At 46.3% G+C, this 23535-nt stretch carries 19 protein-coding genes and 5 pseudogenes; 12 read left to right on the forward strand and 12 right to left on the reverse strand.

Going from position 1 to position 23535, the window contains the following annotated elements:
• Positions 1-149 precede the first annotated feature (149 nt).
• Positions 150-1151: pseudogene (ftrA, locus tag MUG06_RS18790) on the reverse strand (transcriptional regulator FtrA).
• Between the two features lie 95 nt (positions 1152-1246).
• On the opposite strand from ftrA, the gene MUG06_RS18795 reads away from it, so the two are divergent.
• Together MUG06_RS18795 and MUG06_RS18800 are read left to right on the forward strand one after the other, a co-directional pair.
• Positions 1247-1681: a rhodanese-like domain-containing protein gene (locus MUG06_RS18795; protein WP_243079641.1), complete on the forward strand. Its 435-nt coding sequence runs from the start codon at positions 1247-1249 to the stop codon at positions 1679-1681.
• On the forward strand, positions 1675-2193 hold the full coding sequence (locus MUG06_RS18800; RefSeq protein WP_243079642.1) for a GNAT family N-acetyltransferase: 519 nt from the start codon (positions 1675-1677) through the stop codon (positions 2191-2193). Before MUG06_RS18795 ends, MUG06_RS18800 begins: the two co-directional genes overlap by 7 nt.
• An 812-nt stretch (positions 2194-3005) precedes the next feature.
• On the opposite strand, the gene MUG06_RS18805 is transcribed toward MUG06_RS18800, so the two are convergent.
• Complete coding sequence (locus MUG06_RS18805; protein ID WP_243079643.1) at positions 3006-3680, reverse strand: aspartate/glutamate racemase family protein; 675 nt, start codon at positions 3678-3680, stop codon at positions 3006-3008.
• A gap of 309 nt (positions 3681-3989) precedes the next feature.
• On the opposite strand from MUG06_RS18805, the gene MUG06_RS18810 reads away from it, so the two are divergent.
• Positions 3990-4220, forward strand: coding sequence for a pyridoxal-phosphate dependent enzyme (locus tag MUG06_RS18810; protein ID WP_243079644.1), 231 nt, complete (start codon positions 3990-3992; stop codon positions 4218-4220).
• Positions 4221-4428: 208 nt separating this feature from the next.
• Here MUG06_RS18810 and MUG06_RS18815 read toward each other — a convergent pair whose 3' ends face one another.
• From MUG06_RS18815 to MUG06_RS18825, 3 genes are read right to left on the reverse strand one after another with little or no spacing between them, the layout of a single operon-like run.
• The gene (locus MUG06_RS18815; RefSeq protein WP_243079645.1) at positions 4429-4974 is read right to left on the reverse strand and encodes a CpmK protein; all 546 of its coding nucleotides are present in this window, start codon (positions 4972-4974) and stop codon (positions 4429-4431) included.
• A complete protein-coding gene (locus tag MUG06_RS18820) occupies positions 4971-5519 on the reverse strand; it encodes a CpmJ protein (protein ID WP_243079646.1) in 549 nt (182 codons plus the stop codon). Before MUG06_RS18820 ends, MUG06_RS18815 begins: the two co-directional genes overlap by 4 nt.
• Entirely contained in the window at positions 5516-6349 is an 834-nt protein-coding gene (locus tag MUG06_RS18825; protein WP_243079647.1) for an SUMF1/EgtB/PvdO family nonheme iron enzyme, read from the reverse strand. Before MUG06_RS18825 ends, MUG06_RS18820 begins: the two co-directional genes overlap by 4 nt.
• A gap of 467 nt (positions 6350-6816) precedes the next feature.
• On the opposite strand from MUG06_RS18825, the gene MUG06_RS18830 reads away from it, so the two are divergent.
• Positions 6817-7437 carry a LysE family translocator gene (locus MUG06_RS18830; RefSeq protein WP_243079648.1) on the forward strand — a complete coding sequence of 207 codons (621 nt, stop codon included), beginning with the start codon at positions 6817-6819 and terminating at the stop codon, positions 7435-7437.
• A gap of 518 nt (positions 7438-7955) precedes the next feature.
• On the opposite strand, the gene MUG06_RS18835 is transcribed toward MUG06_RS18830, so the two are convergent.
• Positions 7956-8495, reverse strand: a complete 540-nt coding sequence (locus tag MUG06_RS18835; RefSeq protein WP_243079649.1) for a hypothetical protein — start codon at positions 8493-8495, stop codon at positions 7956-7958.
• Between the two features lie 314 nt (positions 8496-8809).
• Between MUG06_RS18835 and MUG06_RS18840 the strand changes: the two genes are divergently transcribed.
• Positions 8810-11653 carry a UvrD-helicase domain-containing protein gene (locus MUG06_RS18840; RefSeq protein WP_243079650.1) on the forward strand — a complete coding sequence of 948 codons (2844 nt, stop codon included), beginning with the start codon at positions 8810-8812 and terminating at the stop codon, positions 11651-11653.
• A gap of 465 nt (positions 11654-12118) precedes the next feature.
• Positions 12119-12583, forward strand: a complete 465-nt coding sequence (locus tag MUG06_RS18845) for a hypothetical protein (protein WP_243079651.1) — start codon at positions 12119-12121, stop codon at positions 12581-12583.
• A gap of 179 nt (positions 12584-12762) precedes the next feature.
• Here the strand turns inward: MUG06_RS18845 and MUG06_RS18850 are convergent, their stop codons facing one another.
• Together MUG06_RS18850 and MUG06_RS18855 are read right to left on the reverse strand one after the other, a co-directional pair.
• Positions 12763-13113, reverse strand: a complete 351-nt coding sequence (locus tag MUG06_RS18850; RefSeq protein ID WP_243079652.1) for a hypothetical protein — start codon at positions 13111-13113, stop codon at positions 12763-12765.
• Positions 13114-13297: 184 nt separating this feature from the next.
• Positions 13298-14215 (reverse strand): lysozyme inhibitor LprI family protein, encoded by a 918-nt coding sequence (locus MUG06_RS18855; protein WP_243079653.1) that lies wholly within the window; start codon positions 14213-14215, stop codon positions 13298-13300.
• A gap of 1255 nt (positions 14216-15470) precedes the next feature.
• Here MUG06_RS18855 and MUG06_RS18860 point away from each other — a divergent pair.
• The 3 genes from MUG06_RS18860 (at position 15471) to MUG06_RS18870 (ending at position 17988) form a co-directional block, all read left to right on the forward strand.
• The gene (locus tag MUG06_RS18860; RefSeq protein WP_243079654.1) at positions 15471-16190 is read left to right on the forward strand and encodes a hypothetical protein; all 720 of its coding nucleotides are present in this window, start codon (positions 15471-15473) and stop codon (positions 16188-16190) included.
• 602 nt (positions 16191-16792) lie between these two features.
• Entirely contained in the window at positions 16793-16957 is a 165-nt protein-coding gene (locus MUG06_RS18865; RefSeq protein WP_243079655.1) for a hypothetical protein, read from the forward strand.
• 95 nt (positions 16958-17052) lie between these two features.
• Positions 17053-17988 carry a hypothetical protein gene (locus tag MUG06_RS18870; protein WP_243079656.1) on the forward strand — a complete coding sequence of 312 codons (936 nt, stop codon included), beginning with the start codon at positions 17053-17055 and terminating at the stop codon, positions 17986-17988.
• Positions 17989-20334: 2346 nt separating this feature from the next.
• Here the strand turns inward: MUG06_RS18870 and MUG06_RS18875 are convergent.
• A pseudogene (locus MUG06_RS18875) lies at positions 20335-20625 on the reverse strand (transposase); the annotation flags it as partial.
• Between the two features lie 205 nt (positions 20626-20830).
• Between MUG06_RS18875 and MUG06_RS18880 the strand changes: the two are divergent.
• Positions 20831-20995: a hypothetical protein gene (locus MUG06_RS18880; protein ID WP_243079657.1), complete on the forward strand. Its 165-nt coding sequence runs from the start codon at positions 20831-20833 to the stop codon at positions 20993-20995.
• A 16-nt stretch (positions 20996-21011) separates the two neighbouring features.
• Positions 21012-21233, forward strand: a complete 222-nt coding sequence (locus MUG06_RS18885; protein ID WP_243079658.1) for a hypothetical protein — start codon at positions 21012-21014, stop codon at positions 21231-21233.
• Between the two features lie 377 nt (positions 21234-21610).
• Here MUG06_RS18885 and MUG06_RS18890 read toward each other — a convergent pair.
• Positions 21611-21832: pseudogene (locus MUG06_RS18890) on the reverse strand (IS66 family transposase); the annotation flags it as partial.
• A gap of 114 nt (positions 21833-21946) precedes the next feature.
• A pseudogene (locus tag MUG06_RS18895) lies at positions 21947-22069 on the reverse strand (ATP-binding protein); the annotation flags it as partial.
• A gap of 218 nt (positions 22070-22287) precedes the next feature.
• Between MUG06_RS18895 and MUG06_RS18900 the strand changes: the two are divergent.
• Positions 22288-22416, forward strand: a pseudogene (locus MUG06_RS18900) (integrase core domain-containing protein); the annotation flags it as partial.
• A gap of 147 nt (positions 22417-22563) precedes the next feature.
• Here the strand turns inward: MUG06_RS18900 and MUG06_RS18905 are convergent.
• Positions 22564-22866: a HigA family addiction module antitoxin gene (locus MUG06_RS18905; protein WP_243079659.1), complete on the reverse strand. Its 303-nt coding sequence runs from the start codon at positions 22864-22866 to the stop codon at positions 22564-22566.
• Positions 22867-23535: the final 669 nt, after the last annotated feature.

A 23535-nucleotide genomic window follows, 5' to 3' on the forward strand; every position in this document is an offset into this window, starting at 1 on the left:
TCTGCTCATTCCACCTGACGTGACCTGCTTCCTGAATATGACCATCTCAGATGCCATAAGCGTCCGCATTAGGCACAAAACAAGCATGCTCGCAGTACAAGGTCCGCTATGAGCGAAAAACGGACCTACAGATTAAAAACGCTGGAAGGTTAGTCAGAGAGGGACGAACCCGATGAACTAACCCGATCCGTGCTTGCCCCTCCAAAATTTTTACGGTAGGAAGAAGGTGAGATCCCAACAGATTTACGAAACGCAGCACGGAAACTTTCCATGGATCCGAACCCGCAGCGTTCCATAATTTGCTCATTATCATAATAATTGCTTTCCAGTAATTCACGCGCAAGGTTCATTCGCATTTGCAGCAACCATGCTTTAGGCGTATTACCCATCGCATCCCTGAAACGCCTCAAAAAAGTTCGTTCTGACATCAATGCTCTCTTCGCCATTTGACTGACTGACAGTGCACTGTCCAGATTTTGAAGTACCCACTCAAGTACAGGTGCAATTTCATCGCGAGGCTTCTGTGCAACAGGAGAAGGTATGAATTGGATTTGCCCGCCAGAACGTTGAGGAGCCATTACCAGACGTCGTGCAACAATGTTGGCAACATGCATGCCGTAATCACGACTAATCAAATGAAGGCAAGCATCGATACCCGCCGCGCTACCCGCTGATGTGATGAGTTGGCCACTGTCGACATAGAGAACATTGGGATCAACAGTTATGTTGGGATAGCGCTCTGCCAGTTCATCCGTATACCTTCAGTGTGTTGTTGCGCGCTTCCCGTCCAACAGTCCTGCTGCGGCGAGAACAAAGACACCTGAACATATCGATAGGATGCGTGCTCCGCGATGACAGGCGTCACACAATGCGTCCAGTAACTCCTGAGGTGGTCTTTCGTCGCGATTACGCCAGCCAGGAATAATAATGGTTCGGGCTTCCTTCAGAGATTTCAGGCCGAAACCGGACATGATCTGAATCCCTCCTGCTGCCTGCATGGGATAAGGATCAACAGACACTATACGGTGTTTATACCAGGGAAAATTAAATTCAGGGCGTGGAAGGCCAAAAATTTCTACGGCAATACCAAACTCAAATGTGCAAAGCCCGTCATAGGCAAGGATATCAACTAAATCCGGTTGATTTAACATTGGCGGAAAATTACCACTTATTGTCAGATGCGCCACTTTATCAGTATGAAACTGCTTAATACAATCAACGCACATTCAGACAGGAGCCATTTTTTATGCCAAGCTTAATCAGTGAAATACTTCCCGCCAGTCCCCCGGAATCTCTGCAACATTTTAGCCGTCGTTTAGCCTTCGAAACCGATTGTTCCGATGTGCATCAAAGCCAGAAGTTGGGCAATGTTGACTATGTGTTGGTAGATGTAAGGAGTCATGAGGCATTTTCGGTATCGCATGTTCCGGGCTCAGTTAATATTCCAACTCGTTTCATTACTGAGGAGCGGATGTCCGGGTATCCAGGCGAAACCTTGTTTGTTGTCTACTGCGCAGGTCCTCATTGTAATGGCGTTCACCGGGCAGCGGTACGTTTGGCTGGTTTGGGTTTTCATGTAAAAGAAATGATCGGTGGTCTTACTGATTGGCTTGACGAAGGCCTTCCCCTGCAGGGAATGAGTCCTTCCGCTCGAGCTGATGGAATTTCCTGCGCATGTTAACCCGTCAAATAAATATCAGGTCAGCACAGCCTTATGATTTACCAGCTCTACTTGGTCATATGCGTTCGCTGGCAGAATTCGAATCTTATATCAGCGAGTTCAGGGTCGACGAAAAATCGCTGCTTATACGCGCTTTTGGCAGTCATCCTGAATGCCATATTTTTGTCGCTGAGTGTACTGATGCTATTGTGGGTTATGCAGTAGGGCTGATTATTCCTTTTACCTACGATTTAAAAAGCACGGTAGTTCTTAAGGAACTATTTGTAGATCCGGGCTACAGAGGAAAGGGAGCCGGGTCTGCACTTTTTCGCCATGTCGCTGCCTGGGCTTTGAGTCAGGGAAGCGGACGGTTGAAATGGGACGTGTTGACCGGCAATCATAATGCTGAGGCATTCTATATGAAGCAGGGAGGCCGTCCTGATAATAAATGGACACCTTACGTGATGGATGAAGAAGCATTAAAATCTTCTGCAAAAGAAGCGGGAACGATTTACCAGCAGGGGATTTTCTGAACTGGAATATGTCGAATATGCGGTAACTGAGATTTCAGGCTGAATCGACTGACTGTGTTCCCTGTGCAGAAAGCATGCAATAATAGCTTCGATTAAGCGTCTTTATTACAAGCTCTGAAACTTGCGCGTTAAAACCTAGTGATCATACATCGGCTGCCGGCCGGATTTGCATCTTTTATTCAAAATGCTTTAAGGACTGACTTCGAAATTTATAAAGCGATCTGTTTATAGCAACTTCTTACTTAACTAAAGGTAAATAAGTTCCTATTTAAAGCATTTAACAAGGGTGATATTTACCAAGTGGTACTATGGCGCAACCTGCTAATTTAACAGGTTGGTTTAAAATTCATATATTTTTGATATAGCCGACTTAAGTAATAATGAAAAAATGATTACATCTTCGTAAGTCAACTCCCTGGCTATTTTTAGTGAGACGCTTACGATATAAGCAGAAATTTAAGGACATCACTGTGGTAAAAACGAGCTATTATTATGCTTGTAATAATTGCTTTTTGGGAATAGTTGTACATCGCAAAGGGTGTAAGTATCTTCTTAAAAAGGAACAAGCTTTCCTGGGTTCATTTTATGATTATTCTCAGGCTATGGCTGTGGCTAAGCAGCGTTACGCTGAAACAGACCAGTGTTCGGTCTGTATGAAATTCCAGCGCGACACTGATGTGCCCGTTACGATGAAGCCTGAAATTAAGTCTGTAAGTACAGGGAGTAAACCTGATACGCGTTCATCCAGAATACCTCTCCCTGAATTAAAGGCAAAAAGTGCCAGTCATATCAAACGCGTACCCAGAAAACACTCAGCGGCTAACTTCTGACTTAAACAGATTAACCACAATGACAAAGCTGAAAGAATTGTCAGTTATCAGGGGACTAAGATCTGTACATGCAATAAGAAGAGCTTCCACCTTATAACTTGCCACTACAGACATTAAGTTCTGCCACTCTGCCTTTACATCAGGCTCGTGAAAGCCTTTTGTTTTAACCCGACCAATCAGCGAGGTGGTCATTTCACGAAGCAGAGGTGAATCAATAATCTTTTTGCCAGTAGCTTCAATCCGCGCCTGATAGAAGCCCGCTTCCAGCGTAGGTTCTGTAGCCAGTACAGCTATCCTGGTTACTTCTGCAGGCAGTGACTCAAGTGCGCTGTCTGCGATATGCAGAAGTGGAATACCAGAGCTCACCGCCTTCATTTCGGCAAAGTAACAGTGTGCAAGGTTACAGGGAACAGCTATCAAACTCACTTTTGCCCTGACGAGTTCGGCAATCCCCTGCTGCAGGGCAGCGATCATCGCATCATCATCAATTATCTTGCCCGGCCAGAAAGGTGTAGGCAACGAGATGATATGCATTTTGGGAAAATCCATATCATATTTCGCTCCGTACCCGATCTGGCAGTCTGCCACCAGCATATCAACAAAGGGGGCTGTGGATCGGGGTCCCATACCTGCAAGTACACCTATAGAAACAGTCATCGCCAGTGCCTCTTTTCAAGATCCTTTTTCCGGTTAACATATTATTGCTAAGTTGACTTAAGAATTACATGTTTTTGATTTTTCTGGTTATTTAAGAGGGTTGAGTATAATTTGCGAGCTGCTTCCCGTCAGTGAAAATGTCATGGGTAAGAACACATCGTTCGAACACAGAGATGAAACTCTAACCCCCCCAATCAGTAAGAGGTGTATCCACCGCGTTTTGCTAATAAATTTTATGATGTCCTTCTGAAAAGGCTTCGGGCAGAACAGCAGTTACGCTGAGAGATGAATTCATAAGGAATTAAATAAATGGAAATAAGCATTCGGACCCCTTTGATACATTCCCTTTCTTTAAGTCAACACAGTGGATGCAATGTCTGGCTGAAGATGGAGTCTTCCCAGCCCACCGGCTCTTTTAAACTCCGGAGCGCGGGGCATGCCTGTTGCCATTACGCCAGTAAGGGCGCTACAGCATTTGTCAGTTCATCGGGCGGAAATGCCGGAATTGCGGTGGCTCACAGCGGTCGCAAACTGGGGTAAGTCTGCTTTTGGCACCAGGCGGCCAGGAGCGTGCAGTTTGCTCCTGGCTGACAGCAGACGCTGGCTTTGAAAACATATCCGATGCTGAAGCTGTCAGGAACAGACGGCTCCGGCGTGGGAGTTCATTGCTGGAAAGTCAGTCTTTACACTCTTAAAAGAAGTCGCCTGTTAAACTTTAAGCCCAAAAAACCTGTTTCAGGCCCGTCAGTTAATACAGTAAGTCAAGCTGTTCAGGTTCACTGATAAGCCGCGGAGTTCCCTGACTGTTTGTATCAAAGAGGGCCTGATAGCGTACTGAATCAATCCCCATGACCAGATTATCGAGATCGGTATTGGCAACGCGCACTGAGTGATTCTTCGCCCAGGCGGGCAGAGCATGGATATAATAAGTAAAGGTCACATCAGTAACGCCTGCGTTATCTGTCGAAACTGCCTTTATGGTTCTGACGCGCAGCGTTCCATAGCAGAAATCATGATGTTTTATGAATGAAGCCTGTCCGTACGGGGTCAGCTCCCAGATTTTCCTTCCTGCTTTCACATGCGAAGTAATCAGGCCGGCATCGACAAGCGCCTCCATTTTTGCATTAATCCACTGGTCAGTGCCTGTCCTTATTGAAACCGGCCACTGCTTCTCACCCAGGCAAAGAGACTGCTGATTAAGTGACTGCTGTATGAGCTCACGATACTGACTTTTGTCCCCCGCATAGCAGCAGAACGGCAGGAAAAAAAGCAAAATCCCTGTGATACGTTTCAACGAAATTTCTCCATGTCCAGAATCTGAAAAGCTTCATTCACTTCATCAAAAGTGTGTTCAGTGAGATAAATTCCTGCCGGATCCCAGTAAAAAACAGACGTCCCGGGATCGTCGTTATTTTCCTCCAGCCGGAATCGTGAAAACCTGACTCGCGATTTATCGGTAAGGTCTCCGCCACCGGCGCTGCCGGCATATTTGACAGCCCTGATAAGGTAAACCCGCCCTTTATAGCGGTGAAGTTCTGTGCCGCTTACCTTCAGGGCAGATGCTGACAGTCTTAAATCTGCCCACGTAAAGCCATCGTCGTCCGGAACCGGTACGATAAACCAGTTTTTTCCCTGTCTGATAAAGACGTTGAGGGTCTCACTGGGATGAGAAGTGTTATTGTCATAAGTGGCGGAAAAGATGGCGTCAGCTATACCGTCATCATTCAAATCAATGCTGTTCAGCCCCTTATTCAGGTGAACGCGGGTGTCTGCCTGTGATGAAGCCGGAAGGCTTATCAGAATGGTCGTCAACATAATAAAAGGAATCTTCAGGTTCAAAATTTTCGCACCAGTCTGAAGCCGGTATCCGGCAGGGCGTAGCCGGCGCTGTGCGTGTCGCAGCCAGCGAGGCTGCGCGTATGCAACAGGAAGCTGCCGCCGCAAAAATAATACATTTTCACGCCGGAAAGGGTGTCGAAAGCATCTACCCATTCCGAAACGTTACCGCTCATGTCATACAGACCGAGCGCATTGGGCTGCAGGCTTTTCACGCGGGCAGTGCCGACATTCGGATCGTTGAAGTCAGGAAACCAGGCGACATCCTTTGCGTTGTCGCTGCCAGCGAATCTGAAACCATAAGCGTCATTCCCCAGCCCGGCCTTTCCTCCACGGGCGGCGACCTGCCATTCCTCAGCCGTGGGTAAGCGGTAACCATTAGCCCGGTCATCCTGTGTAAATTCGTAACGGGAACTGTCACGCGCCGGGACGCCCTTCTTATTGAGATAGACCGGTCTCAGCCCCGCTTTTTCACTCAGGGCATTTGCAAAAATCACCGCATCTGACCACTCAATACTGGTAACCGGATGTGCGCCATTGTCTGTATCAGCCGGCCGGCAGTCCTCATAAGCGGCTCCGTTACACCCGACACCGAATGCATAACCATGCTCAAGAGCCCATTCGTGAACGTCTGTATAAAGCCGGTAGGTGACTTCATTACGCATGATCCAGAAGGCATTCAGCGTGATGTTGGCGTGTGCTGCATAGTCATGTTGGCCAAAAACGTTACCGGCATAATACCTGCCACCGGCAACCACGACTTCTTCAGGTGACTGTGTTGCAGCGGCAAAGGCGGAAAAGGCAGACAGCAGGCAGAGGAGTTTATTTTTCACAGAGCCATCCTGGCTGCTTAATATGGCCATTCACATGGCTGGTTTCTAACGTCGCCAGACTATAGCAACGGTATGGGTTTAAAGTTAAGAATATTAAGCAGGTACGTTCTGAAATTTCTTACGACAATGCCGGATTTTCAGCCCCCTTATACTGACTGACCGGTACAGGCAGTACGCTGCAATTTGAACAGCGTCTTCACTCACAGCATAAATTGGCCATGAAATGTGTGTCGCAGGAGTTCTGCCAGTATCAGTTTTTAGCACAAAGCAGGCATGCTCATGGGGAAAAGTCGCTATGAGCGAAAAGCGGACATCATACCTCATGACAACCTGAATACGGCCTCAACGTGTTTGCTGTGACCTGATCCACACGCTATCGGTTTTTTGTTATTTTTTCCAGAGCTGTTTTTCAAGCTATTGATCAACCGGAAATTAATAGGTAGCATCCGCTTTTTCGGATAAAGAAAATGTCAGTCACCGATTCACTTCTCGCTTTCTCTTTAGCTGCACTGTTGCTTACCCTCACTCCCGGTCTTGATACAGCACTGATCCTTCGAACTGCCTGCGCTGAAGGTGGGAGGAAAGCTTTTCAGGCCGCCATTGGAATCGATACCGGCTGTTTCATCTGGGGGGCGCTTGTCGCACTCGGGCTTGGGGCTCTGCTGGCGGTTTCAGAGCTTGCTTACACGATTCTGAAAATCTGCGGAGCAGGCTACCTGTGCTGGCTGGGCTTACAGTTGCTCAGGCGTCCCCGCTCGTCATTCAGTGAAAATGATGGCAATACATCTTCTCAGGGAAACTGGTTTGTAAAAGGGATGCTTGGAAATGTACTCAATCCAAAGATGGGCATTTTTTATGTGTCGTTTTTACCTCAGTTCATACCAGCCGGGCACTCACCCTTAATCTGGACATTTATCCTCGTCAGCATTCATGTCCTTATCGGCACACTGTGGTCAGTTACTCTTATCATGTCCACACACTTTGCATCCGGCATACTAAAAAAAAGCCGCGTCATCAGAGCAATGGATCGTGCAACCGGAGGGCTCTTTTTATGCTTTGCAGCCAGGCTGGCTTTTAGCACCCGATAATAGCTATGTTTAGTCTAATTATGAAAATCAAGGGATTGTCATAAATTCTGAGTTGCATCGATAATAACCTGCTCGCCTGGCTAAGCGAGATTTAACAAATTTAAGGGACCTGTGGGCGTCCGCTTCTGGCACTTAGCGGACGTTAGTATCAACACCTAGATGGCCCCCTTCGGCTCCCCGGCATTGCCGGGTCGTCAAGCCCCACTCCGCTAACCGGCAGAGCCGGTAAGCTCCGCCGAGTTCCTGCGGGTTTCGGGCCTGACGGCTGGGGCCTGATGGCAACGGCAAGACTCACCCCTGCAGCTGGCTGATGCCAGCGCGTTTAATGGCCACAAAAAGACGTGGCCCCTGAGGGTGTCCGCGTTGCGGTCGGGTGTGTGGCTCTGTCGAAAGTGAAAAAGCAGTAAACCTAAATGCTTCACACAAGTCATTAACACATTGCTGGCATCACGTTTATTCATAAAATGAAATCTAGTCAGACCAGTATCTTCGTATCGGTTACATTAAAGACTTAATAATCATTCCAGACTTTGGATCACTTCTCCCCATTTCTCAGCGCTATTAAAACTTCCGCTCGAAATACAATTGTTGTGATAGTGAACCGCATATTTGATGCGTAAGTTCTTAATCATTTCAGCATGTGCAGTGCAGAAAACAACATAGACGAGAGCAATTATGACCTGTTCCGGGCCAGCACCGAGATGAGACACAGCTTTTTGGAACGAAGGTGCCACATCTTCAAGAAGATAGGAGACACCGGAGTTCTTCTTGCCAACATATGAGTTTTCTGACCGGCGCCCTTCATATTCCATTTCGAACAGGTGGAAGGGTAAATTGTCTAATATGCCTTTGGCAGAAATATTAAACGCAGCCGTGCGATCAAAAAACTCAATAACGAACCAATAGATATCCTGTTCAGTCGGGAGTTTCATTTCTACCTTTCGGGCTAGTTGTGAAACCAAATTCATTGTCTGTTCGTCAGTCTCAGGTAACTTTGTTGTAATCCCGCCAATTACAAATCTATCTTTTTTTATCCCAAACAGCTTTCCTAAGCCCATGATGTAGAACCCCTTTATGAGAATTTGTTCAACATAACAGAACTCTTGATGAAACCCACCTGCCATAAATAGTAGTTACGTAGGCTTACGGCTTATCGGGAATCAGGTAAGCAGATAAGGTCTGTCAATCAAGGCCTTAGTTTGTAAGCTTTAAGCTTAAAAATTTAACTTAAGCACTCATGTTTTTCAGGAGGAAACGTTCTTTACGTGAACGTGGCAAGGGCAGTATTCATCAAAACAGGGGGTGTTGCGTACAAAAAAAATGTCAGAGAGAATGGAAGAATGAATAGATAGCGCAGTTAAGTGATACTTTGATGAATGAAGTCAGTTCTGTCCAGGTTAATTTCCTTGGGAAACTTTTTAGAAAACCTTCAGTCAATGCGACTTCAGATACGTTGTGGTTGTCACTTCAGGGTAAAGAAGTGGCCCATTACCCTCTCAAGTCGATGCGTGCGTTTGCACGTGTTGATGAGTCGGTGCTGGGAAGCCAGTTGCGGTTCAGTTCTAATGGTACTGAGATTAAAACCGGTTTTTTGCAAAAAAAAGTAACAGTAAATTTTCTTGAGTTTATTAATCGATCTGTGTCAGAGCATATTCAGGATTATCTGAAGACATGCTTTTCTGAATTTGATGCTTTAGCGATCAATCATTACCCTCGAGACTCTTGGTCAGAGCAGATCGAAAGCCTGCTATCAGAGCTGTACCGATACTACGTAGTGCAATCTGATACTTGGAAGAAATATTTACCCGTCTCGGTTATTGAGAGGATCGAGATGATGTTAAAATTCTTTCCACTGGATATGGCATCTCTGCGTGAACATCATGAAAGCTGCCAGCTCCGGAACCGGGAAGCATTTTATGATGTTGTGGAAGCTAATCCTCTCACAGTTGAGCAGCGACTGGGCGTCTTGAGGTCTAATGATCGTAATATGGTGTTAGCTGCTGCAGGTACGGGGAAAACCTCCGTCATGGTTGCTAAGGCTCTTGACCTGATCGACAGAAAACTCGCTGATCCTTCTCAAATTCTTGTTCTTGCTTATAACAAGGCTGCAGCAAATGAGCTGAAAGAACGTCTGGAAAGCAAAGCAATTAATGGAAATATAACTTTAGCCACCAAACCTTATATTTCTACTTTTCATGCATTGGGCAGGAAGATACTCAGAGAAGCAAGCATTTCCACTCAGATAAGTGTGTTTGCAGAGGACAGTTATAAACTCAAGCAGTGGGTTACAAAATGGATTTATGAGTATATCAGCGCCGATCCTGCGCGCGTTTTTGATTTAATTGAGCTGACGACGCCTCCCGTAGATGCTATGCAGTTCAGTACAAAATCGGAGTATGAGAAATATATACGCGATAACGAATTCAGAACGTTGGGTGGCGAAAAAGTGAGAGGTTATCAGGAACTTTTGCTGGCTAACTTCATGCACGTTAACAGAATTGAATATGAGTATGAATCACATTATGTAACGAAACGACGACTGGAAATTGGGTTTGATTACCGCCCTGATTTTCATATTAAAGATACCGATATATATATTGAACATTACGGAACCGGCCGGAACGGAAAAACCCGGCCGGACATTGATGCCAGCCAGTACGGTGAAATTATAGAGAAAAAGCGTGCACTCCATGCGGAATGTGGAACTACGTTAATCGAAACATTTCATTATGAATGGCAGGAGAAAAAATTACTGCCGGCATTTAAGGCCAAACTAGCCGCGGCAGGGGTCAGTTTCGACCCTATGAGTCCAAATGAAATTTTTGAAAAATTGAATCAACAGCAGGAGTTAGGAAGCTGGGCCGAATTGATGACGAAAGCTCTCCAGTCAATCCGTGTCGAAAGATTAGATAAAACAGCAATATTTGAGCGCTTTAGCTCGGCCAAAATTTTTAATGCAGGGAAATATTCTAATATACTGGATGAGTTGCACAGTGACTACGTTGATGAACTCAAACGTCAGAACGCTATTGATTTTGATGACATGATTATCCGTGCCATTGATGTCATTGACAAAGGGGAATATGTTCCGCAATGGAAATATGTTCTGCTTGATGAGTTTCAGGATATTTCTGCAGCCCGAATGGAATTCATTCAGTGTGTTTTAGCAAAAGGTCCTGCACCCTCCCTGACTGTTGTCGGTGATGACTGGCAATCCATTTATCGCTTTTCCGGCGGTAAACTTGAACTGACGACTCGCTTTGGGGATCTTGTTGGTCATTACACTTTAACCAAACTTCAGAAAACGTTCAGGTACAACAATAGCATTGCCAAAACTGCCGGGACTTTTATTATGCAAAACCCCGAGCAGTATAAAAAGGAGATTGATACTCATCACAAGGTTGAGGAGCCTCAGGTTTATCTTCTTGATGATAAAGTCGGTCTTCAGAGGAATTTGTGCGACAAAGCGCTGGAGGTAGTTAAGAAAATAAGGCTGCACGAGCCCACCGCATCGATAGCTATTATCGCTCGCTATAATTACCTGTTAACAGATGCCAAACAATTTATCTGGGGAGCTGAATTTAAGGAAAACATTTTTTTCTGGAGTTTTCATAAGTCGAAAGGACTTGAAGCGGACTATTGTATTTTGATTGGCTTTTCTCAGGGGAAGACAGGATTTCCTAACGAAAACAGAGATGATGCTGTCATCGAAGCGCTGTTACCCTCTATAGACACCTTCCCGCATTCAGAAGAACGGCGCCTCCTGTACGTGGGTATCACGCGTGCAAGGTACAAGAGCTACATCATTGCCGATCCAATTGCCCCATCTGATTTTATTACCGAGCTTCTTACGCCTAAATACGATTTGCAAATCGCCTCTGATACCTTCAAAGAGCGGTATCGCAAAATGTTTAAGTGCCCTCACTGCGAACCAGGCTACCTTCGTTTGGTAAAGGGCAAGTTCGGAGATTTTTACAGTTGCAGTACCGGACTGGGTTGCACAGTAGGGAAGGCAAGGGTATGTGAAAAATGCGCTGCACCTTCATTCGACATGCGAAGTCACAGCCAATGCAATAATCCAGCATGTAATAACAAAATGAAAATCTGTGAAAAATGCGGCAGGCCTATGAAATTAAGGCAGGGTAAGTTTGGCGAGTTCTGGGGATGCAGCGGCTATGGGATTAAAGACGACCAATGTACTCATACGTCAAAATGAGACCTGACTTGAGCGAGCATGCGTATGAGATGTCATTTTATTGACTAAGCTCAGGGCTTCGGCAATACATGCAGGGGGTAAAGCCAGACTCGCTAACACCGTATTTGGCAACTCTGGACGTTAAACCATTCCTCTCGTTGAGCCAAGCCTCTCTGTTCTGTTGACGACCTGAGGTCGGATGCCCTCAACTCAGGTCTTTCAAGCTCACTCCAACGGCATCCATCACTCATATTGTCAGGCACCGGCAGGTTTTCCGCACCGAGGAGCATTGGATCTGGGGCTTACATCTGATGGCCGGATCATGGTCTGTTCATGCGTTCAGCGTTCTCATTGTGCCTCTCTATTATTGCGTTAATGATCCGTAGCTAACAGCCGATACTCATTTTGCTGTGCGTATTAAAGCCCGATGTGTGCTCATGCAAGATGATGCTACAGAAATTTTTTACCGATATGGATTTCAAACTTATGAAACGTGCAATTTTATTAACCCTGTTAGCTTTGCCCATTACAGACGTAGCTGCAGCCACCCAACTGATAGTTTGTGAACCTGCCTCGAAAACTGACAGGTCAGCCACTGGCATCTGGCCTGTTCCGTATCTGACGCAAAACAAACTTTGCTTCAATATGAAAGCTCAGACAGGGAATACGTGCGTAAAAAATGGACTGTCAACCACATGGTTTACTGAGGCGGTCATCGTCACCGTCGATGGAGAATCGATGGGTCGGGATGATACCTGGTTCAGAGTTGCCAGGCCTACTGTGAATGAAAGAGAAATTGAATACACCATTGAGGCGTCCAGAGATAAAAAACAATGGATCATCATGTCCAGGGTCTCAATTAACCGCATCTCCGGGCAGGCAGTAGACTGGTTGATCCGTGAACACGGCGGGACATCTTATAATTGCCATCTTGAAGGGAAAAAGCTCTGACGGGATTGATGATTTAATGCTGATCACTCTATTCAGATTGCAGAAGTTGTGGGCAGCACCGTCAGGTTGCACTGTTTTTAGATAACGCTATTACAGCGTTTTAGAAGCGGTTTTCTGAAGACTGTTCTTTCTGGTTAGCGGCGAAGTGCCGCTAACTTAATTACTTGATGCTTAAGGAATTAATTGTCAGAGTCAGGTTCAAAGCTGTTTATAAACTGACCGATACTGTTTTTATACAGTTTATAGGTCATATTCAGCTTATCTCCGTCAGAAAACTCATAGGTCCCGTGGCAGGTCAGCTTGTTTATGCCCCCCTTTACCGTTGTCTGGTCGTAAGCATCTAAAACCGTTGGGGCGTTTGAGTTGCTCTTAATATCATTGTAAGTCTCAAGGAGTAATCCCCTGATTTTCTCGTCGTTGCAATCGACATTTGAAAAGTCCTGGTCGGGATCGGCTAAGGCCGTGTGTGTAAATAGAGAAGCAAGCAATGATGCAGCAATGGCAATTTTAACTATGCGAAATTTAATCATCGGATTTCCATATAAAGATTTAATTCTGAAACGGTAAGCAACTTAAGTCAGCATTTCAGTTGGATTAGGTTAGGGTATGACGTCAGGATATCGTGACAATCTCAAGTACAACCCTGCAACTGGATGGCGCCAGCGCGATACAGGCCACCAGCCTGCAGGGCAATGCCTATCTGAGTAAACCTGATTACTGGTTTTTGATGAAGTCGGTTCTCGATACGGTCATCTGTGACTGGCAGTCGACCATTTTTTTCACCTCGTAATCACTACCCTGCATTGAAACCTTGCCACACATCGCGTCTTTGGTTTTGATCCATTGTCGCTGAGAAGGCAGCAATTCTTTTTTCTTAGCAGGCGTTAACGCTCCCCAGGCAGTGTTCAGGTCGGAGTCAGCATTCGCAAATGCAATCCGGGACTGCGCAAGGCTGTCAGAGTTTTGCTGCTGGGGCTGCTGATTGGTGGTTTGTAAAGACTGCTGCTGGGCCAGTTGCTGCGCTTGCAATTGAGCCTGCTGCTGGACCTCAATCTGACGCTGCTGGGCGTCTTTAGCCTGCTGAACTTTCTGCTGTTCAACGATAGGGTTGATGATGGAGAGTGCCGTTATCAGACTTGCGCCTACGGAGACAGGGTTATCCATCTGGGCCTTAACGAACACGTTTTTCTGATCGTCAGTTGCCTGAGCGGTATAGCTGATACGTTTAGAGAAAATATTCGCGTTATTTTCAAGCGACAGGCCTTCGAGTTGCTTATCCAGATTGCGGTTGAAGTTCTTGCGATACGCTTCAGTGAGCTGCGCGTATTCATCTGCGGGAAGCGTCATAGAAACCGTGGCTTCACAGGTTTTCATAGTGCTGCCTGTGTCACTGGAAGTTGTAGAAATCTCAGAAAGCACCAGCTTAATTTTGTCCAGGGCACTTCTTTTCGTCTGACTGGTAACGTCCTGGTATTTGTCGACCTGCTCGGACAGATCTTCATAAACCGCCTTCTTAATCAAATCCAGAAAAGCAGACTGGGTCATGTCAGAGGAACAGCCAATCACATCTTTATTGTTGTCACAACCTGCAAGCGCAACGGTGAGTAACAAAGCGGCATATTTGTGTCTCATAAATTCCCTTTAGGGTGAGTTGTCTGATTTAAATGACGGCCGGGAGTCTGTAGCTGAGGTGACTTATGGAGTTGGACTGGACCCTATAAAACTCACCTGCCAATGACATGCACATATCGGCACCCACAAACAGAACTTTAAAAATTACAGTCGTTAATATGAGTTCAGGCGCGGGCCGTAATCCCGGTTATTTACTGACTCAGAAACTTAAGAGAGGGTAGTTAGATGAAGTCAGATAATGATGGGCAGATCTAAGCTGTACAGAAGGTGTGAACATTCCATTCATGAGGCGTCAGGCATGAACAGATAACCATATGACGTGGTTGAGCATCGGAGCAGTGACATTACCTTAGATGCTGTAAGGCCAGATTAAACGCAGTAGAGCGCGCCGGGATTCAGGTGCTGCTATGCACCATTTACTAAGGTCTACATCTTTTACACCCCAACAGTTCAGGTGAGTTACTACAACGCAATGAACAACGGTTTCTGCATGTTATTCAGTCCAAACTGCCGCAATCAATGAAAGTTGTGCTTCTGAATATCAGATTTTCTCAACGCGCGATTTATGAATAATACGGTCGTCAGAGCGCTGGTGGCCTTAGGCCAACGTATCGGGTTCAATGTTTCCGAAGGCAGTTGATGGCAATTAAACAACTATGGTTCCCTCCAGCTCTCGGGCGTGGCCGGGTCGTCAGCCCCATGTGCTAACCGGCACAACCAGTAGCTTCGCCGGACCGCGTAGCGTTCCGGGCCTGTGCCTTGTTCATCCTCCCGCGTTCAGTTTCGTTTCCCAAGCCTCATCGCCGTGCACAAACCTGGCACCTGGACGGCTTCACGTAAGGGCTGTGTCATCCGGTCCCTGGCGGGCTGCGGCCTTGCCGTTTCCCCTACGCCTGCGATTTCTCTCTCCGGGAGGCTGTCTCCCGGTCTTCTCTCTCTGCTTCCTGCTGTTGTTCATTCTTCTGCTGGGGTGCAACTGCGTCACCAGCTTTTTTTCACCGGAGGTCCATTACATCAACATCATGATGGCCCCCTCCGGCTCCCCGGCGTTGCCGGGTCGTCGAGCCCCACTCCGCTAACCGGCAGAGCCGGTAGCTCCGCCGAACCGCCAGAAGCGGCGTTTCGGGCCTGACGGCTAGGGTCTGATAGCATAAAGAAAAAGCGACTTAATCCAAACGCATGAAATATAAGGAAATTATGCAAAAGCACTCTGTTTGCAGGTAAGATTATTCTTAGTTAAGGGAAAGGAGACTTTATGAAAAAAATTTTAGAGTGTGTGATTTTTTGTATCGTGGGAGTGGGTATTTTATTACTTCTCACTAGTCTTATTAAAACTATTTGGGGCGATTATGCAGCTGGGGCTGCTTATCTCTTATTCATACTTGGCCTGTTTGCACTATTTAAAATCTCGGTAAATTACAGTTGGGGGAAACGGCTCGGAGAGTTAAAGGAGTTTGAATTTAAATCTATATTAAAAACGATTAATTCAACATTTATATTTGTATATGCTATTTCACTCTGGGTCGGAACGGATAGCTTAGTTAAAATGGTAGTACATGATTTTGCTAAATTACCATCAGTAGCGGGACTGATATTATTATACATCCCTGCTTATATTGGTTACGCAATACAACGTAAAAAAATTGGTAGAGAATGTGTCCATAGTGAAACTGCAAAGAAAAGTGAGGTAAAAGAGAATTTAGCAACCTTCGACTTTGCGGATAAGAAAAAATTAATTAAAAATGAGTTGGTTAGTGAGGGTTCTGGTCAGCCCGTTAAAAGTAAGGTTAAAGCTGAAGCAGTAAAAGTGAAAGCGCGTGACGTCGTTATAAGCATAATATTGGCAGTAGGCACTTACTCTGTTCAAGCCAGTGAGGGTACTTCGGTTAATAAAATCGGTTTTTACTTCTTTTTGACTTGCGCCATAGGTTTGTCTTTTGTTTTTATCAAGCAAAAGGCAAAGACTGCAAAGTAATTGCGGGTTAAATGATTTTTTTAAGGGGGCTTGTTTTGCTTTTTGAACAGGCACCTCTTAAATATTCGGTTATGCAATCAATATCATCACTGCTCATATTACAAGACATATTTAATCTTTTACTCTCACCTACTTGCCCTCTTCGGCTCTTGGCCGGTAAACCGGCCAATCGTCGAGCCCTACTGCGCTTACCAGCAGAGCCGGTAAGCTCAGCCGGACCGCGAAGCGTTCCGGGCCTGACGGCTAGGGTCTGATGGCTGACGGCCAGGCCAACCCCTGCAGCCGGCTGGCGCCGGCGCGTTCACAGGCCACAAAAAGACGTGGCCGCTGCGGACCGGCCCGGCACAGTGGTGTGCCGTTCCGGGGCCGAGCCTTGTTCATCCTTCCGCGCCGTGTTTTGTTCCCTGAGCCCCTTCGCCGTGCAGAAACCTGGCACCCGGGCGTCTTCACGCAAGGGCCACGAGCTAAACGGCTGCACCCGTTCCCTGCGGGCTGCGGCTTTGCTTTTCCCCCTGCGTTCAGCCTGATGCCCGCGTGCCTGTTCTGCCCTCACGGCGAGGAACTCAGAGAAACATCACTTAAACATAAACAGGAGAAACAACATGTCACAGCTGAACGTCACCATCCCGGCTTCAGAATCTAAAGAATCATCGGTTTTTAAAGGCCAGGGAGATTTGAATCAGGCGGGGGAGGGGATGGGAGAGGGCTTTCTTGAACCGGTTGAGTCCGGTATGGTGTATTCCCTGCTGGGCCGTTACCAGCAGTGAGAACGCGCTAACAGGGTCGCATTGTATCAGCGGTAATCTGAGCGGCCGTCGGGGCGGTTACCTTCTTTTCGATTAATCAAACCTAAAGGCCCATTATGGAAAAAGACGTAATCCAGGCAAAGAGCAAAGCAATTCAGTCAATAATTTCTCAGGCCCGCAGGATAGACGGGCGATTAAGCGAGCAGCACAGGGAGCTCGGGACAGCCGATCTCATCAACCTTCTGGCTAACCGCGACAAACCTTCTGTCATGATTTATCCCGACTATGGCCCGCTTCTGGACCATTTTAAAGTTCAGTTAGGATTCCACATGGAAGAGCAACGTGATAAACATCAAGCAGAAAAATACCAGTTCCTTCACAAACAATGGCACAGGGCAGCTACTTTTGAGGGAAACACTGCATTACTAGAGTGGCAGCACACAATGCACACTGCTGAAGAACTACTTATCAGCCTGAGGCGGGATCTGCCGCAACTTGAGTATAACTACGAGTCAGGGCAGATTCATGAAACTGATGGGGTTCACAATCAAGCGCGCATTTTTACTGATGTACTGCTATATAACGTTACTGCCCGCGCCGCCCTTCAGCAAGAAACCTTTAAAAATGACCCTGCCTTAATTGAGCATGTAGAATATATCCGTTGCTGGCTAAAAATTCAGATAGAAAAGCTTGATCCAAAACGTTTGATCCTTGAGGCGGCTATTGATTTTACTGAAGAAGAATATCTGTTACTTCAGGATGCGTGTGGTGAAATTTGGACACGTGAGCAAGTCATTATGGCCGCTATGAAGAAAACCCCTAAACGGAGTTCTTATTACGAAACTTTGTATCGATCCGATGCGCATTATGGGGTTGATTACAGGCGTCATTCGTTACAGCACTGGTACGCCGCTAACATGGTGCGCAACATGCTATTTCGCCTTGAACGTATATGCGCACTGATGAAAAGCCTTAGTGAAACTGAAATCGATTTTGAATCGTCTAATACAACAACTGACGAAATGAAGGCCAGTATTACAAACCTTTACTAAGCTCAGTCCTGAAGGATCCTCAGAATCTCTTCGTAAATAGACGTATCAGCGCCGTGAGGTTCAAAATATTCCTGAAAAGGCAAACTGGCGGAAGCACAAAAACCTCAAGGCGAGGGCAATTTCTACAGGGATTTTCCTGCTATATTGCTGGGCCGGATCCACCGTTTCCGGTTGAAATTCAGGTCAGCCACTACATATGCCTTTAATATTATAATACAGCGATCTTCGTTCATTTATTCAAGCAATGATATGTCACTAACTCAACAGGCTTAAACAGCGATAAATGATTTTTCGTTAACGAAGGATCTTCACTATTTAACTGCTCTGATACAGTATATGGGCGCACACGAAAGATGGAACAGCCGGACGCCAAGAAACATAGCTGACGGTCTGGGTATGAATATGGGCGAGGTGGAGAGAGTGCTCTCTATCTATCCATTTGATACCCTTTTCAGTCAGTTTTAGAATTTAATATCTCTCAGTGGTAATGGAATCAGGCTTGAAAGCTATCAATCCAGCTAGATAGAATGGATTACATCGATCTTCTCTCTTCTTGGTGGCAGGGTTATACCTGATTCGGCACTCATGGTTTCTGTCCCCGCTTAGAAGAAATTTACTACCATAGCGCGAAGAATTGCTTAAAATTTGGCTGAATAAGGCAAAGGTGTCACGCTGCAACTGGGGTGGATTCTTAATGACTTCGATCAAATCGTACCGGTTAACACCTTACTTGGCTTAGGTGAAGTTATCTGTATTTTTTTGAACAAAAGGTTCAGGTCAGGATATATCCGTCTGGCTCAGGAAATCTCGTGGCAAAGATTAAATTCAGAATCATCAATTGGCACTTTTACAATAAAGTCTTTATCAACCATGGCTGGATTATCTTAAGGCTGGATGAAGAGGCCATTAAAACGTAGTTTGAATCCACCACTGACTTAGAGCACTGGCTGTAATTGCGGTACGCTATATTGTAAAGGTACAATTGTAACTCAAAATAATCCTCTATAAGGGTGAATTTATTTTAAAATTTGTTGCCAATGGGGCATTCGTAAACATCTTTTCCCTACTTATATCTAAACGTTGAGCAATGATTTATCTGAACCCTATTTTCGTGGAAATGAAATTACCATGCGTTGGGCATAATTATCTTCCTCTTTCGTAATCCTGTTTAATCTGGAAACTGCCCGCTTGCCCAGAAATTTAAACTTCAAACCCCACACACACCTTACGCAAGATTGTTTCCTCCGGAAAAACCTCGCAGGAACAAAAGATTATGGGCATATGGAAAGTGCATTGCTTTTTGAGAAATCACGGAAACCTATAGGAAACTCATAGGAAAGTGATAGGAATCCTATAGGTAAAGCAGAGGAAACTCATAGGAAAGTGATAGGAATCCTATAGGTAAAGCAGAGGAAACTCATAGGAAAGTGATAGAAATCCTATGGGTAAAGCAGAGGAACCTCATAGGAAAATGATAGGAATCCTATGGGTAAAGCAGAGGAAACTCATAGGAAAATGATAGGAATCCTATGCCCCATGAATACACAACCTATGAGTTCCTATGTGTGATCCTATGAGTTCCTATAGGTGCCTATGTTTAATCCTATGAGTTCCTATAGGAAATCCTATAGGTTCCTCTGTCTGGAATTTTGTCAGGGCTCGCCGACTCGACACCGGGCCAACGTCTCACGGACGCACAATAAACTGCGCCCTCGTTCACGGCTATCGGGAAGTTCTGTGCCGGAAATCCGCCCCTGGTTACAATATCCGCCCGAAACTACCCGCCATTCATCTTCATGTATAGCCATGCAGCCGCGCACAAATCATCAGGAGCGTTTTCAGGGTTTGGGCCGGGGAAAAACGTCACACGTTTGGCCCGGAGGACGCAGAAACACGCTGAAGGGCTCTCAGGCGGTGCCGGAAGCACTGTTATGTTAAAAGTGACTGGCTGGCAGAGTCATATAACGCTGCCAGCTGGTCGTTACTTAAGAATGGCCGTAAGGAGGCTGCTGATTACGAAATCCGTTAATAAAGCGCGCTCCGTCGTGACTTCCTCTTTACATATGTCCGCCAGCCTGGCGAGCATATTTCCAACATCGGCAGCGTGAACCTCTTCAAACTGTTTTTCCCAGCCGTCACCAGCTAGTTGGCCAGACTTTTACGCGTCAGATCTTTCCAGGACTGCAATGTGTTTACCCTTCTTAAAAAAGCAGAACTCAGGCATCATGTATTCCGCGTACAGGATGGTTGTCAGAAATAACATATCTGAACCAGCCTGATTTTTTTACAGCGGAATTTTTCAGCCGTAGTTCGAAAACGGGAAGTGATAATGTAAGTACCTCAGCTTCAGTTCAAGGCACTTTTTGATATTTCCGGTTTCTCAACCATCAGGCGATGTTTTTCCGGCATCAGGTTATTCAGGGATTCATGAGGACGCTCGCTGTTATATTCAGTCAGCCAGCGCTCTGAAATTTGCAGTTTTTCATTGAATGTCCTGAACAGATAAAAATTCAGTATTTCGATCCGGTATTTACGATTAAATCGTTCAATAAATGCGTTTTGCGTTGGTTTGCCAGACTTGATAAATGCCATCATCACACCGTAGTCTTAAGCCCACTGGGCCAGAGCCAGCGATACCAGTGGAGTTGCCCCTGCTAAAATGGAAACGGTTAATTTATAACAAGCAGCGAACTGCTGAACTCGGTGACTGAATTTTCAGCCCTTTCTGAGGATGCAAGTTATTATAGTCTTCCATTCATTCCGTCAGTTTTCCCATTACGGCCATATGTTGTAAACGAACGCGAAATCGCGCACGACATTCAGTTTTAAAAAGGAGCATAAAATGAATACTAAAAAGAAGAGTGGAAAAAAGGCATCAGGTGATCCCAGAAAGTGCGCTGCTAATGCAGTAAAGAAAACGCGATTAGAAAGGACGCTTAAACTCCATGAATTCATCGATATGGAAAACCCACGTGATGTAAAGAAATCTGAGGGCAGAAGCGATTGAAGAAAAAGCGGCAGACATGGGGGAAGCGTTCTATGACCGGTATCTTGATAAAACAGGCGCAGAGGCTGTTGGCTACGACGTCATTAGCATCCTTACCCTTTACTTTTTTGATGCACTGCTCGAGTTCGGTAAAGCTGACCCTGATTCAGGTCAACTGAGTTTTGATGACATTGCAACTATCTCAAAGTTCCGGCTAACGCACCTGGGAGCGAAATGGAATGAAAATATAGAGAAATAGTTACTGAGCTATTTGAAAGAGTTTTTGCAAGTAAAAGGCTAACTAGACGATGTGCCCGGCCTGCTCAGTCTTGATGCATATACGGCAAAAGTGCTTGATTTTAAATATTCATTTTATGACGATGAGCCAGCCATATTCTCCTAGCCGGAAAAGTGACAAACAGCCTGTCTGCCCGATGAAAAGACCTGTAACGCTTTAATTCTTAGGGTAGGGGTCAATAACACCCGAGCGACGGGAATGTCCTCCCACCGCGTAGTTCATACTGGTGACAGCATTTTTCATTCAGTATTCACTCTATCCTACAAACCACATGTTAGCAGCTCCGCTCAAGTGGTGAGAATTTATTGTCTCAAGGTGGTACAAGAGGAGGGCGGCGGCGTATCGCTTTCTTTCTGAAGCCGGTTCAGGTCAGCTTCCATCTTTGCGATACGGCGGGATACCCTTTCGGAACGACTGCCAAAGTTCATCCGGCGGAGTTTATCCAGTTGCGCCTGCAGATGATCTATTTCGCACTCCCGGTTGCTCAGTTTTTCCTGCAAGGCGTGGATCAACGCGTCCTGTTCAGCCAGGCGCTGTTTCAGCAGAAGGATGTCGCTCATAAGCCCGCATTTTTGCGTATTCCGCTCTGAACGATCACAGATTGGCATTGAAGTTCGATCACAGTTTCGCATCGGTTCAATCAGCCGGGATGCGCTAACTTTCTCTGCTGCTTTTTAATCTGGTTTTTTCTCGCTTTCTACTATCGCACTGCATTTCCTCATTGATTCCCCATACAGCACTAACCGGTGTGCGTTATGCACCAGCCTGTCCAGGATCGCATCCGCTGCGCATGTCGGTGATACCGGCAACCAGCCAGATTTTGGTCCCTGAAGGTAGCGACATCATCGTTTAAGTTCCTGTATCAGCAGAGTCAGGAGCTTTTCGCTGACAGCGCCGCTGAGGAGAAGCGTTCCATGTCGGAATGTTACCTCACAGCTGATACTGAGAACCTCAGAGTCCTCTGCGTGCTGTTCTTGCTGTACGGAGGTAGCATCGAGAGTCACAGGAAGTAGCTGCCCGATGCAAAATCGAGGCCTGGCGTATACCCTATAAAAAGGGGCGTCCTCATTCTGCGCTGGGCTGGATGAATCCGTCCGAATTCGCCCAAAAATCTGCCGGTTGCCAGAATAAGCAACCAACCTAAAGCCGGTTTTTCCTGATTATGCCTGGATCATATTCGGGGTCAGACTACCTGTGTGCAAATTACCTGACCATTGCCAACAAAAAATCCGGGCGGTACGCTTCAGATATACCGTACTCCGTTATCGCCCCTAGTGTGCTTCTTATGTTATCACTGTGTGGTGCTACCGTGAGCAGTTGACAACGGTTTCAGCCTGGATGAATCAACTTTTTGCTCGGCATGATACAGACTGTACGCATCCTGCATCCGCAGCCACCACTCTGGCGAACTGCCGATAACATAGGACAGGCGTACCGCCATTTCAGCGCTGATCGCAATCTGTTGTTTTGTGATGCGCTGAAGCCTCGACGGCGATACGTCGAGGGCCACCGCCACTTCGTGCAGAGTCAGGTTAAGCGCGGCGATATTATCCGCAACCAATTTGCCCGGATGGGGCGGGTTATACTGCTTCATCGGTGGAGAACCTCATCGTGAGAACTCAAGCATCACCATAAGTAACTTCGATGGTGATGTGCCTATCGGTGCTGACCATCTCCTACAACAAAATTTAAGCTTAAGTTCACTAAAAATTCGAATCGCTACTTCTTTGGCACAGCCTCCGCTCAGGGGGGCAATATCATGCCGCAATTCTGTTTCTGAATGGAGCAGGATGTTAGGCCAGGGTCACCGCGCTTACGGGCAAATACAGTCACTGCTACACGCAAGACAGTCCTGACTTACGTCAGAAAGAATAATCAAAATAATAAATAAGGTTTTCATGCAGGCATCTGGCGAGGATAAATTTAATGCCTTCGCTTGCAGCGGCCGCAGGCGTTCACGCCGCTCAGAACCTGAAGTAGCTCCCGCCGGCAGGCGGTGGGCAATACACATTAGTTACATCATTCATTAACGCCCGTATTTAACCCCATCCGAGCCAAATACGCAACTCCGCGCCCCTCTCCGCCAAAACCCCGGAGCCGGACCTGAAGCCCGGTTGCCCCCACTGACCAGCCCCGGCCGCTCGGCCCGCAGAGACGGTACTGCAGTTGCTGATAATGAATGGCGCAACTACTAACTTCGGTGTCGCTGTCGGTGTCAGCCGCATTGTCTTCTGTTAGTCTGCGATAGTCTGGCATATAAGCT

The sequence above is a fragment of the Pantoea sp. MQR6 genome (assembly GCF_022761075.1).
Classification (GTDB): Bacteria; Pseudomonadota; Gammaproteobacteria; order Enterobacterales; family Enterobacteriaceae; genus Pantoea; species Pantoea phytostimulans.